The organism is Aeromonas sp. MaB10011B, assembly GCF_017939325.1.
Classification (GTDB): Bacteria; Pseudomonadota; Gammaproteobacteria; order Enterobacterales; family Aeromonadaceae; genus Aeromonas; species Aeromonas caviae.
Genome location: NZ_JAGKRK010000040.1, coordinates 1 through 12,593 on the forward strand (window position 1 = coordinate 1; position 12,593 = coordinate 12,593).

8 protein-coding genes and 3 pseudogenes are annotated in these 12,593 nt (G+C 60.7%); 6 read left to right on the forward strand and 5 right to left on the reverse strand.

Features of this window, described 5'->3' with window-relative positions; translation table 11 throughout:
• Window positions 1–153: 153 nt before the first annotated feature.
• Window positions 154–366 (forward strand): annotated as a pseudogene (locus J9893_RS11475) (5'-nucleotidase); the annotation flags it as partial.
• Between the two features lie 166 nt (window positions 367–532).
• Window positions 533–988: a YcgN family cysteine cluster protein gene (locus J9893_RS11480; protein WP_043118980.1), complete on the forward strand. Its 456-nt coding sequence runs from the start codon at window positions 533–535 to the stop codon at window positions 986–988.
• A gap of 115 nt (window positions 989–1,103) precedes the next feature.
• Here J9893_RS11480 and J9893_RS11485 read toward each other — a convergent pair whose 3' ends face one another.
• Window positions 1,104–2,510: an FAD-dependent oxidoreductase gene (locus tag J9893_RS11485; protein WP_210600472.1), complete on the reverse strand. Its 1,407-nt coding sequence runs from the start codon at window positions 2,508–2,510 to the stop codon at window positions 1,104–1,106.
• 18 nt (window positions 2,511–2,528) lie between these two features.
• Window positions 2,529–3,974: pseudogene (locus J9893_RS11490) on the reverse strand (putative 2-aminoethylphosphonate ABC transporter permease subunit); the annotation flags it as partial.
• On the opposite strand from J9893_RS11490, the pseudogene J9893_RS11495 reads away from it, so the two are divergent.
• Window positions 3,973–5,274, forward strand: a pseudogene (locus J9893_RS11495) (aspartate aminotransferase family protein); the annotation flags it as partial. The pseudogenes J9893_RS11490 and J9893_RS11495 overlap by 2 nt on opposite strands.
• Window positions 5,267–6,106, forward strand: a complete 840-nt coding sequence (gene phnX, locus J9893_RS11500) for a phosphonoacetaldehyde hydrolase (RefSeq protein WP_210600474.1) — start codon at window positions 5,267–5,269, stop codon at window positions 6,104–6,106. The pseudogene J9893_RS11495 and the gene phnX, both read left to right, overlap by 8 nt.
• 122 nt (window positions 6,107–6,228) lie before the next feature.
• Here the strand turns inward: phnX and pflB are convergent, their stop codons facing one another.
• The 3 genes from pflB to ycaO all read right to left on the reverse strand — a co-directional run bounded on the left by pflB (window position 6,229) and on the right by ycaO (window position 11,543).
• On the reverse strand, window positions 6,229–8,511 hold the full coding sequence (pflB, locus tag J9893_RS11505) for a formate C-acetyltransferase (protein ID WP_134694988.1): 2,283 nt from the start codon (window positions 8,509–8,511) through the stop codon (window positions 6,229–6,231).
• 41 nt (window positions 8,512–8,552) lie between these two features.
• Entirely contained in the window at window positions 8,553–9,401 is an 849-nt protein-coding gene (gene focA, locus J9893_RS11510; protein ID WP_043808422.1) for a formate transporter FocA, read from the reverse strand.
• 381 nt (window positions 9,402–9,782) lie between these two features.
• Window positions 9,783–11,543 (reverse strand): 30S ribosomal protein S12 methylthiotransferase accessory factor YcaO, encoded by a 1,761-nt coding sequence (ycaO, locus tag J9893_RS11515; RefSeq protein WP_043761049.1) that lies wholly within the window; start codon window positions 11,541–11,543, stop codon window positions 9,783–9,785.
• A 282-nt stretch (window positions 11,544–11,825) separates the two neighbouring features.
• Here ycaO and J9893_RS21675 point away from each other — a divergent pair, with 282 nt between their 5' ends.
• A complete protein-coding gene (locus J9893_RS21675; RefSeq protein WP_246875570.1) occupies window positions 11,826–12,188 on the forward strand; it encodes a phenylalanine--tRNA ligase beta subunit-related protein in 363 nt (120 codons plus the stop codon).
• Window positions 12,189–12,204: 16 nt separating this feature from the next.
• A complete protein-coding gene (locus J9893_RS21680) occupies window positions 12,205–12,516 on the forward strand; it encodes a hypothetical protein (RefSeq protein ID WP_246875571.1) in 312 nt (103 codons plus the stop codon).
• The last annotated feature ends 77 nt before the right edge of the window (window positions 12,517–12,593 follow it).

Genomic DNA, 12,593 nt, shown 5'->3' on the forward strand with positions numbered 1-12,593 from the left:
AAGAAAATCTCTTTTCTAGTCTGACGGCGCTTACTGCTGAATTCACTGTCGGCGAAGGTGAGCTGATGACTCATGATGAACCCTTTTTCATGGCTCCAGATGACAAACATGATCTCATATCAGGGACTTGTTCGCACCTTCCCTAGAAATGCACCCTCGCATAAGCGTGTTATCAATACAATGCGTTCTTGGGGGATTTCTGTAAATGAGGCATTCTTTATGGGAGGGGTTGAAAAGTCAAAAGTGTTAAATATATTAAGGCCGCACATATTTTTCGATGATCAAAAATTACATCTACAGTCATCATCTATTTTACCATCTGTACATATCCCGTTTGGTGTCGCCAATAAGGACTTGGTGATTTAATAGAGTTTCTTATGTTGGACTTCTGAGTATCTCCCATAACTTACAGATGTGGCAGGTTAATGCTGAGCCAGCAAGGCTCACATTAACCTCAGTCGCAAACCTTGAAAAATCGGGCCATAGCGCGTATAACCACGCGCTTGTCAGTGTATTGAGTGAGCCACCTTTTATGCAGCAGAGTGAACCCGTGCAGAACGCCCCCTTTTGGCAGGTAAAAAGCCTGCAACAGATGACCATGACGGAGTGGGAGTCCCTGTGCGACGGCTGTGGCAAGTGCTGCCTGAACAAGCTGATCGACGAGGACACCGAGGAGCTGGTGTTCACCAACGTGGCCTGCAACCTGCTCAATACCAAGACCTGCCAGTGCTCCGACTACGGCAACCGCTTTAAGAAAGAGCCGGACTGCCTGCAGATCACTCACGACAAGATTGCCGAATATGACTGGCTGCCCTCGACCTGTGCCTACCGCCTGCTGGCGGAGGGGCAGGGCCTGCCAGAGTGGCATCCGCTGATCACCGGTAGCCGCAGCGCCATGCACCAGGCCGGTCAGTCGGTGCGCGGCAAGGTGGTGCACGAGGTGGATGCCGGCGACTGGATCGATCACATCATTACCTGGGCCAGCTAACGCCAGGCCTGTCTATCGGGCCAGCCGCGAGCCGTACCAACCGCGAAGGGGCAGGGGAGTCATCACTCTCCTGCCCCTTCGGCTTTCTGGATTTTCCGAAGCGCTGTGAAGGCGTCTATTTGTCCGCCTTGCCCGCCGCATCGGCAAGTTTGGCCAGCTGTTTGTCATACCAGGCCACCGGACGGTTTTCATCTTCCGCCCGCTCCTTGCGCCGGATGGCATTGCGTACCGCCATGGCGCCAAGCCAGCGAAACGGCTCGGGCGGAAAATAGCCGCGCGGGCCGCTGACCAGCGCGCAGTCGCGCCACGGCTTGTCCGCTTCCCGCACCTCATCGCGTACCAAAGCCGCCAGTACTTGACCGCCCATCCAGCTCTGCGCCACCCCGTTGCCGGAGTAGCCGAGGCCATAGACGATATTGGGCTGCCCTCGCCAGTGGCCGAAGAAGGGGAGGCCATCCACCGAGCGGTCGGAGGCGCCGCACCAGCTGGCAGCGATGGGCACCTCTTTGAGCGCCGGAAAGAAGCGGCGCAGGGTGCGGGTAAGGGGGGCAAGATAACGGCTCGGCGCATCAAACTCGGCCAGATGGCGGTTGGCAAAGGCGAAGGTGTTGCCCCCCTTGCCCAGCATCAGCCGCCCTTGCGCGGTGGTGCGGTAGTAATGCACAAAGGTGCGGCCATCCACCACGGAGCGGCCGTGCGCAAGCTGCTGGGCAGCCAGTGCATCCGGCGCGGGGTCGGTTATCACCATATCGGAGGAGACCAGTACGATACTGCGGCGAAACTCGCGAAAGTGCTGCACCATGGCGCTGTTGAGGGCCAGCACCACCTTGCGGGCACACACCTCACCTTGCGGTGTTTGCACCCGTGCAGGCTGGCACGCCTCAAGGCGCTGCATGGGGGAGTGCTCATAGACCTCGACCCCCAGCTCCCGCGCCACCCGCAGCAGGCCGCGCACCAACAGCGCCGGTTGCACCGAACCGGCGTGGGGGCTGTAGAGCCCCTCCAGATGAACGTGGGAGCCGCTCTGGCTCGCCAGTTCACCCTCTGCAATCGCCTGCCACTGGTTAAGGTCGGCTCGCTGTAGCTCCCGTAATACCGGCTCCATCAGGCCGCGCTGCGCCTCGCTGGTGGCGGTGTAGCAGGTGCCCTCGACCCTCAGCTCCGCCTCAATGTTGTGCGTTTCGCAGAAGCGGGCGATCTCGTGCACCGCCTGCTCGGATCTTTGTACCAGCCAGGCGGCCTGCTCTTCGCCAAAGAGGCGCTTTAAGGTCAGGTATTTGGCCGACCAGGTGAGCAAACAGCCGCCGTTGCGCCCGGAGGCGCCGCTGCCGCAGCGATCTTTCTCCAGCACCATGATGCGCAAGTGTGGCTCGGCCTGTTTAAGGGCGATGGCGCTCCACAGCCCGGTAAAGCCGCCGCCGACGATGCAGACATCGGCCTCGTGGATGCCGTGAAGTGGCGTGGGGGGCGCGGGCTGTTCGGCGGCGAGCGCTTCGGCCAGCCAGAAGGGGAGAGTGGACATGATGACTCCTCGATAAGGTTATTGATGGCGCCAGCGCTGGGTGCGATCCAGCAGGGCGCGGCTCAAAAAGAGCTGGAGCAGCTTGACGGTGGCGGCGGCCAGCAGGATCAGGGTGGCCATGGCGGCGGCCGCGGCGGTGTCGCCGGAATCTTCCATATTGAGCACGGCAATGGAGGCGAGCACGCTGTCGCTCGAATAGAGGAAGATCACCGCCGAGGTGGTGGTCATGGCGTTGACGAACAGATAGATGAAGATCTCCAGCAGCGCGGGCAGGGAGGCGGGCAGCGTCACTCGCCAGAACGCCTTCCAGAGCGGAATGCGCAATGAGATGGCCACCAGCTCCAGCTCCTTGGGCAGCTGCTTGAGGCTGGTCAGCGCTGTCATATGGCCCACGGTGTAGTAGTGGATGACGCAGGAGAGCACCATTAGTGGCAGGGTGCCGTAGAGGCCGCCAAAGAGCGGATTGCCGTTGAAAAAGAAGATGTAGCCGAGCCCCAGCACCATGCCGGGTACCGCCAGCGACAGCATGGCGAGCAGATGCAGCAGCTGGCGCAGCGGCGCGAAGTGGCGTCCCTTCTCCTGCACCCAGGCCAGCACCATCACCAGCACGGTGCCGATCAGCGCGGTATAGAGGCCCAGCCGCAAGGTGTTGGTAAAGGGCTGCCAGCCATAGACGCTGTTGCTGTCAAAGGCGTAGTGATCCAGCGTCAGAGCGAGGTTGTAGGGCCAGAACTGCACCAGGGAGCCGTAAACGGCCATCCCCACCAGCGCCAGAAACAGCAGGGCCCAGAGGGTACACCAGCCGAGCGCCAGCAGATCCCGCAGCCGATGGGGCTTGGGTTGATAGGGCACCGCCTTGGTGCTGCTCTGCTCCTGCATCTTGCTGCGCACTCTGTGCTCCAGGGCAAAGCTCAACAGTGCCGGCAGCAGCAGGGTGACGCTGGCAACGGCGCCCAGCGAGAAGTTCTGCATCCCGATCACCTGCCGGTAGATGTCGGTAGCCAGCACGCTGTACTGGCCGCCAATCACCTTGGCCACCCCGAAGTCGCAGATGGTGAGGGTGAAGACCGCGATGGCTGCGCTGAGCAGGCCATAACGGGCGGTGGGCAGGGTGACGGTGACAAAGGTGCGCCAGCCGCTGCTGCCGAGCACCCGGGAGGCTTCATAGAGGCGGGTGTCGCTCTGACCGAGCGCCGTGATAAGGATCATCAGGGCGTGAGGGAAGCACCAGAAGCCCAGACCGATGACGATGCCGATGGGGCCGTAGATGCTCTCGCCGCCGAGCAGCCCCTTGGCGACCCCCTGATTGCCAAACCAGTAGACCAGACTGATGGCGGGCAGCAGGGAGGGCATCAACAGCGGGATCAAACCGATGAGGCGAAACAGGGGCTTGCCCGGCATGCAGGTGCGGGTGAGGGCATAGGCGTAGCCAAAGGCGATGGTCACCACCAGCATGGTGATGAGCGAAGAGGTACAGGCCGGATTGGCGGAGGATAGCCGCTACTTTCTCCATCAGGCGCTCTCCACCCCCTGTTTGGATCTGATTGAGCGCGCGCAGGGGAGCTGGCTGACCAGTGTATCGGGCAAACAGTATCTCGATTTCCACGGCAACAGCGTCCATCAGCTGGGCCACGGTCATCCTAACGTGGTGGCCGCGGTGCAACAGCAACTCGCCGATCTGCCGTTTGCGCCCCGCCGCTACACCCATCAGGTCGCCATCGACTGCGCCCGCACCCTGGCCGAACTGGCCCCCGGCGATCTCAACCGGGTGCTGTTCGCCCCCGGTGGCAGCGAGGTAGTGGGGATTGCCCTGAAGCTTGCCCGTTTCATCACCGGCAACAGCAAGGTGGTATCCCTGTGGGATGCCTTTCACGGCGCCTCCCTCGATGCCATCTCGGTCGGCGGCGAGGCCTGTTTTCGCGCCGGCATGGGCCCCTTGATGGCCGGTGTGGAGCGCATTCCGCCGCCCACCCGCTATCGCGGTGTCTGGTATCGCGGGGAGGGGGATGACCTGCACTATGCCGATTATCTGGAGTACGTCATCGAGAAGGAGGGAGGGATCGGCGCCTTTATCGCCGAGCCCATCCGCAACACCGATGTGCAGGTGCCCTCAAGGGCCTACTGGCAGCGGGTGCGGGAGATCTGCGATCGCCACAAGGTGCTGCTGATTGTCGACGAGATCCCGAATGCCTTGGGGCGCTCCGGCCACTGGTTCAGCTTTGAAGAATTCGGCATCGAGCCCGACATCATCTGTCTGGGCAAGGGGTTGGGGGGCGGGATGGTGCCGTTTGCGGCGCTCATCACCCGGGATCGTTTCAACCAGGCGGCAGCCATCTCGCTCGGTCACTACACCCACGAGAAGAGCCCCATTGGCTGCGCGGCGGCCCTCGCCACCATCGCTACCATCCGAGAAGAGGGGTTGCTAGCCAAGGTGCGGGAGGATGGTCGCTTTATGGAGCGCGAACTGGCAGCGCTTGCCGAACGCCACCCGCTGATCGGGCAGGTGCGCGGCATAGGTTTGCTCTGGGCGCTCGATCTGGTGGTCGATCACCAGAGTCGCACCCGCAACAGCCAGGCCGCCGAGCGACTGCTCTACCGCTGTCTTGAGCTGGGGCTCAGCTTCAAGGTCTCCCAGGGCAATGTCATCCAGCTCTCGCCGCCGCTCAATATCGCTCGCGCCGATCTGGTGCGCGCCATCGCCATTCTCGATCGCGCCCTCGGCGAGATCGCCCTTTCACCGAAACAGGAAGATCACCATGACTGACTTGCAGATTGCCGCAGACCCGACCACCGACGTAGAGGCGCTGATCCTCGACTGGGCTGGCACCGTCGTCGATTTCGGCTCCTTCGCCCCCACCTCCATCTTCGTGGAGGCCTTCGCCCGCACCTATGACTTTGCAGTGACTCTGGATGAGGCGCGCCAGCCCATGGGGTTGGGCAAGTGGGATCATATCGCCGCGCTCGGCCGTCTGCCCTCGGTGGATGCGCGCTGGCAGGCCCGCTTCGGCCACCCCATGAGCCACGCCGAGGTGGACCACCTCTATCACACCTTTATGCCGCTGCAGATTGCCGCCGTGACCCGCTTTGCCGCACCCATTCCCGGGGTACTGCCGGTGCTGGAGGCACTGCGGGGCCAGGGGCTGCGCATCGGCTCCTGCTCCGGTTATCCCCGTCCGGTGATGGAGGCGCTGGTACCGGCGGCGGCCGATCACGGCTACCGACCGGATCACTGGGTTGCCACCGATGACTTCAAGGCGGGCGGTCGTCCCGGCCCCTGGATGGCGCTGGCCAATGTGATTGAGCTGGGAATAAGCGCCGTGCATCGCTGCATCAAGGTGGATGATGCCGTGCCGGGCATCAGCGAAGGGTTGAACGCGGGCATGTGGACCGTGGGATTGTCGGTTTCCGGCAACGAATTTGGCGCCACCTGGGAGGCGTTCGCCGCCATGAGCGAAGCCGAAATCGCCGAGAGGCACGCACCAGCGGAGGCCAAACTGCGGGCGGCGGGAGCGCATTACGTCATCGACACCCTGGCCGACATCGCCCCGGTCATCGCCGATATCAACCGCCGTCTGACTGCGGGTGAGCGACCCTGAACAAGGCGGGATGAGAGGAGGGGAGAGCCGGCCTTGCCTGCAGGTTTTCAGGCCATGCTCCCTGACTATCAGGCATAAAAAAACCGGCGCCTGGGCGCCGGTTTTTGCTCACCGAGACTCTATTACAGAGAGGCGGTGAAGGTACGGGTGATGACGTCTTGCTGTTGTTCTTTAGTCAAAGAGTTGAAGCGAACGGCATAACCGGATACGCGGATGGTCAACTGCGGATATTTCTCCGGGTTTTCCATGGCGTCCAGCAGCATTTCACGGTTCATCACGTTGACGTTCAGGTGCTGACCACCTTCCAGGTTGGCTTCGTGGTGGAAGTAACCATCCATCAGGCCGGCCAGGTTGGCTTTCTGGGCTTCCATGTCTTTACCCAGCGCGTTCGGCACGATGGAGAAGGTATAGGAGATACCATCTTTGGCGTAGGCGAACGGCAGCTTGGCAACGGAAGTCAGGGAAGCAACGGCACCCTTCTGGTCACGACCGTGCATCGGGTTGGCACCCGGGCCGAACGGCGCACCGGCGCGACGGCCATCCGGGGTATTACCGGTCTTCTTGCCGTACACCACGTTGGAGGTGATGGTCAGCACGGACTGGGTAGCCACGGCACCGCGGTAGGTGTTCAGCTTCTGAATCTTCTTCATGAAGCGCTCGACCAGGTCGCAGGCGATGTCATCGACGCGAGCGTCGTTGTTACCGAACTGCGGGTACTCGCCTTCGATCTCGAAGTCGATGGAGACGCCATCGGCATCACGTACCGGCTTGACCTTGGCGTACTTGATGGCAGACAGGGAGTCAGCCGCCACGGACAGACCGGCGATGCCGCACGCCATGGTGCGATAGACGTCACGGTCGTGCAGCGCCATCAGGGAGGCTTCGTAGCTGTACTTGTCGTGCATGTAGTGGATGATGTTCAGGGCGGCGACGTACTGCTTGGCCAGCCAGTCCATGAAGTGATCCAGTCTGTCCATCACGTCGTTGTAGTCGAGGTACTCGGAGGTGACCATTTCGGTCTTCGGACCGACCTGGATCTTGAGCTTCTCGTCCATACCGCCGTTGATGGCGTACAGCATGGTCTTGGCCAGGTTGGCACGGGCACCGAAGAACTGCATCTGTTTGCCGACGATCATCGGGGACACACAGCAAGCGATGGCGTAGTCATCGTTGTTGAAGTCCGGACGCATCAGGTCGTCGTTCTCGTACTGAACGGAAGAGGTCTCGATGGATACCTTGGCACAGTACTTCTTGAAACCGACCGGCAGCTTCTCGGACCACAGGATGGTCAGGTTCGGCTCGGGGGACGGGCCCATGGTGTACAGGGTGTTCAGCATACGGAAGCTGTTCTTGGTGACCAGGGTACGGCCATCAACGCCCATACCGGCCAGGGTCTCGGTGGCCCACATCGGGTCGCCGGAGAACAGTGAATCGTATTCCGGGGTACGCAGGAAGCGAACCATGCGCAGCTTCATGACCATGTGGTCCATCAGCTCCTGGGCTTCTTGCTCGGTGATCAGGCCTTTTTGCAGGTCACGCTCGATGTAGATGTCCAGGAAGCTGGAGGTACGACCGAAGGACATGGCCGCGCCGTTCTGGGACTTGACGGCCGCCAGGTAGGCGAAGTAGGTCCACTGTACGGCTTCTTTGGCGGTCTTGGCCGGTACGGAGATGTCGCAGCCATATTTGGCAGCCATCACCTTCATCTGGGCCAGGGCACGGTGCTGCTCGGAAATCTCTTCGCGCAGACGGATGGTGGCTTCCAGGTTGACACCGTTTTCCAGGTCAGCCTGCAGGGACTTGAACTGGGCCAGTTTGTCGGCCATCAGGAAGTCGATACCGTACAGGGCAACACGACGGTAGTCACCGATGATGCGGCCACGACCGTAGGCATCCGGCAGACCGGTGATGACGCCGGACTTGCGGCAGTTCAGGATGTCTTTGGTGTAGACGTCGAACACGCCCTGGTTGTGAGTCTTGCGGTACTCGGTGAAGATCTTCTCGACCATGGGGTCAAGCTGGCGACCGTACACTTCGCAAGAGGTCTTGACCATCTTGATACCGCCGTTGGCGATGATGGCGCGCTTGAGCGGCTTGTCAGTCTGCAGACCAACGATTTGCTCCAGGCCCTGATCGATATAGCCGGCATCGTGAGCGGTAATGGTGGAGGGCAGGTCGGTATCAAAATCGACTGGCGCGTGAGTGCGGTTCTCGATCTTGATGCCTTCCATGACCTTGTCCCACAGCTTGGTGGTGGCTTCGGTCGCGCCAGCCAGGAAGGACTCGTCACCTTCATACGGGGTGTAGTTCTTCTGGATGAAGTCACGGGTGTTGACAGAGGTCTGCCATTCACCGGCTGCGAAGCCTTCCCATGCTTGTTGGAACTGTTCGTTAAGTTCTGCCATTTTCATTACCTCTCAAGGTATTTATGTGTCTGCCGCCATCCTTAATGATGGCGACGGAAGATAAACCAGTAAGTCAGTCCTACCATGACGCCACCACCAATGATATTGCCAATGGTGACAGGGATCAGGTTGTGCAAGACGAAATTGGATACGGTCAGGTCGGCAAAGGTCGCCGGGTCCTGACCGATGGCCTGCCAGAATTCCGGGCCCGCGACGCTGTGAATGGCGATACCGACCGGGATCATAAACATGTTTGCGATGCTGTGCTCGAAACCGGAGGCCACGAACATGGCGACGGGGAGCAGCATCACCATCACCTTGTCGGTGGCACTGCGGGCGCCGAAGGCCATCCACACGGCGAGACACACCATGAGGTTACAGAGGATGCCAAGGGCCACGGCTTCGAAGAAGGTGTGATGGATCTTGTGCTGGGCCACTTTCATGGCGTTCAGTCCCCACTGACCATCTGCCGCCATGTATTCCGCCGACATGATGATGAGGCCGACGATGATGAGCCCGCCGATGAGGTTGCCGAAGTAGACGAGTCCCCAGTTCTTGAGCAGCTGAGCCCAGCTGATGCGGTTGGCCGCCTTGGCCACCAGGGTCAGGGTGGTGGAGGTGAACAGCTCGGCGCCGAGCAGCACACAGAGGATGAGGCCGAGGGAGAAGCAGAGACCACCGACCAGCTTGGCCATGCCCCAGGACATGCCGCTCGAGCCGGTAGTGACGGTGATGTAGAAGACGAAGGCGATGGCGATGAAGGCGCCTGCCGTGATGGCCAGAGGGATAGTCTTGTATGCGGGCTTGGTGGCCTTGGCATAGGTAATGTCTTCGGCCAGTGCGGCGATGGCTTCGGGCTTCAGACAATCAAAGGGAGATTCTGCTTTCAATTCTCGTTACCTGCATATTTTGCCTGTGGAAATCATAACAAAGGGGCAGATCCCCAAAATTGACACCGATCAAGAATTACAGATTGTGAATGTAATTTTACTACAGGATTTTTTGCTATCCGGAAGCGTTTCTTTACACCAGGTTTCAGGTGAAACATAAATAGGTCTGTTATTAATTTCATGATTTTTAAGAACTTATAAAGAGCGCCCCTAAAAAAGTACCGGCAAGGCATCTTTGCGGCGGCGCTGCACCATGAGTGCCAAATTAACAACCCCCTAAGAGGTATTTTTTGTCTTTTATTTCATCTTTGTGGCACGGCCAGCCAAAGCGTAGACCATAAAACAGAAGGGGCCCTCAGGCCCCTTCGTCACATCAGCATATCAGTTCCAGGTGTGGATTCGTTTGGCTTTTTGCAATTTCTCGTAAGCGGCCAGCAGTTTCTGGTGCAGCGGGAACTGGGAGAGCGACAAATCGGCGGCTTCCAGACCGTGGAAGCGCGCCTCGCCGCGGGCGTTGGCCCAGGCCTGTGCCAGGGTCTCCTCCCCGAACATGCGGGCGAACACCGGACGGTATTGCTCTGGGTCGCGATCCTCGTCCAGGAAGAGCTCGACGCAGGCGCGCAGGGCGCGGTAGTAGGCGGCGCGATCGGCCGGGAACACCGACTGGTTGAACTCCATGGTCCAGTCGATGAGATCGAGCGCGCTCTCCAGCTCGCCTGCGGCCAGGGCCAGCATGGCTTTGAGCTCACCGACCCGCAGGGTGTGCAGGGCGCTGCCCTTGGCGGCGGCGATGCCGAGCAGCTCGCGCACCCGGGTCCGCTCGTCGTGACCCTCTTCATCCAGCTGGTCGAACAGCGCCATGTACTGTTCTGCGTCCCACTCCAGGGATGGCAGCGCCAGTATGGTCTCCCGCAGGTGGGCCCCCATGGTGTTGTTGGCCAGCAGCAGATCTTCCACCGGGTAGATGTCGGACATGCCGGGTACCAGGATGCGGCAGGCGTAGACGCCCAGGTGCTCGTAATCGGCGATGTAGACCGGCTGCTCCAGCTCGTGGAAGATGCCGATCAGGTGGTCGAACTCTTCTTGCGAGGTGCCGCGGAAGTCCCAGTCGGCAAATTCGAAGTCGGACTCCTGCTTGAACAGATCCCAGCTGATGAGGCCGGAGGAGTCGATGAAGTGGGTCTCCAGGTTGTGGTGATCCGCCACCTGCTCGTTGTCAAACGACGGCGGCACGAAGACGTCCAGATCCTTGAGGCTGCGGCCTTGCAGCAGCTCGGTGACGGTACGCTCGAAGGCCACTTCGAAGCGCGGGTGGGCGCCGAAGGAGGCAAAGCAGGTGCCGTTGCTCGGGTTGAGCAGCACCACGCAGATGACCGGATAACGGCCGCCGAGTGACGCATCGAAGCTGTAGATGGGGAAGCCTTCGGCCTCCAGCGCATCGATGGAGGCCTTGATGCCGGGGTAGCGGGCGATGACCTCGGTCGGGATCTCCGGCAGGCTGATGGCCTCGGCAATGATCTTGTTCTTCACGTGGCGCTCGAACACCTCGGACAGGCCCTGGGTGCGTGCTTCGGTGCGGGTGTTGCCAGCGCTCATGCCGTTGGAAACGTAGAGGTTGCCGACGATGTTCATCGGGATATAGACGGTCTGGTGGTCGGACTGGCGCTCGAAGGGCAGGGCGACGATGCCACGCTCCTCGTTGCCGGATTGCAAATCCACCAGCATGTCGGCGGTCACTTCACCGTCCGGGTTGTAGAACTTGCGGGTGAAGGAGTCGAGCAGACCGGCCGGCAGTTGATCCCCCTCGATGGGGAACCACTTCTCGTTCGGGTAGTGCACGAAGTCGCCATTCGCTACCTGTTCGCCCAGATAGAAGTCGGCGAAGAAGTAGTTGGTGGAGAGACGCTCGAAATATTCGCCAAGAGCGGAGGCGAGCGCCGCCTTCTTGCTGGCACCCTTGCCGTTGGTAAAGCAGAGGGCGCAATCCTTGTCCCGGATGTGCACGGACCAGACGTTCGGCACGGGGTTGAGCCAGGAGGCCTCTTCGATATCAAACCCCAGGGCTTGCAGCTTGGTCTGGAAGCGTTCGATGGAGTCTTCCAGCGCCGCGTCCTTGCCGGGAATAAAGGTGTGGTCGGTCATCACAATGTCCTGATTTTAATGGGCTCATGTTTGGTCGCAGATAATAGCATGAGTGACGGGGAAAGCGGCCAGGGCAATACGGCGGCGCAGGCGAGAAGGGCTGGGTATCAGTTTTGCTTAACCCCCTTAAGAGAATGTCGATGTCATTGTGCCAAGGCTTCTTCCATCATGGCCCCTGCTCGATGAAGAGCGCGTGCCCAAGCCGGCTGCACGGCCTTTATCTGGCCTCTTCACCCCTCCTTATTACTGACATTGGTCATCCCTGGCTGACCGGGAGTTGTTATGCCCTTCATGATCCCCCGTATTGACCCCGACATCGCCACCCTTGCTCCCGGTTTCAGAGCCCTCAGCATTCTGGTGGAGGCGGCCCCCGTGACGAACCCGCATGTGGGCGCCGAGGCGCTGGTACGGGCGTGCGACACCGAGCCTGCGCCCTGGGCCCAGGCCCATCTGGCCGAGTGGGGCGAGGTGTTCAAACGCTTTGGCGCCAAGCCACAGCGCACCCCCTGCTCGGCAGAGGCCCTGCGTAAACGGGTGCTGCGCGATGGCACCATGCCCAGCATCGACCCCGTGGTCGATCTCTACAATGCCGTCAGCATTGAGTACGCCATTCCCGTGGGGGGGGGAAAATCTGACGGCCTATGAGGGCGCGCCACGCCTGGTGATCGCCGATGGCAGCGAGCTTTTTGACACCATAAAGGAAGGGGCGCCGGCCCACGAGGCACCTGAACCCGGGGAAGTGGTGTGGCGGGATGACAGGGGGGTGACCTGCCGCCGCTGGAACTGGCGTCAGGGGATCCGGACCCGGCTCAGCGTGGAGTGCACCCAGATGTGGTTCATTCTGGAGAGCTTGCCTCCCATGCCACTGGCGGCGCTGCACGAAGCTGGCGATCGGCTGGTGGCGGGACTGTTGCAGATGATGCCGGAGGCCAGGATTGAGACGACCCTGATAGGGGCATCTGACGAGGCATGACGGCATGCTCGCTTGCCGCTGGCGATCTGAAGTGATGACCGCGGCTTCTTTACTGCTCTGTCACTTGCCAGCCAGCA

Bases quoted from the DNA above. Each gene is read 5' to 3' on its own strand.
- J9893_RS11485 (WP_210600472.1), bottom strand. From the start codon at position 2,510: ATGTCCACTCTCCCCTTCTGGCTGGCCGAAGCGCTCGCCGCCGAACAG.
- phnX (WP_210600474.1), top strand. From the start codon at position 5,267: ATGACTGACTTGCAGATTGCCGCAGACCCGACCACCGACGTAGAGGCG.
- J9893_RS21675 (WP_246875570.1), top strand. From the start codon at position 11,826: ATGCCCTTCATGATCCCCCGTATTGACCCCGACATCGCCACCCTTGCT.
- ycaO (WP_043761049.1), bottom strand. From the start codon at position 11,543: ATGACCGACCACACCTTTATTCCCGGCAAGGACGCGGCGCTGGAAGAC.
- J9893_RS11480 (WP_043118980.1), top strand. From the start codon at position 533: ATGCAGCAGAGTGAACCCGTGCAGAACGCCCCCTTTTGGCAGGTAAAA.
- pflB (WP_134694988.1), bottom strand. From the start codon at position 8,511: ATGGCAGAACTTAACGAACAGTTCCAACAAGCATGGGAAGGCTTCGCA.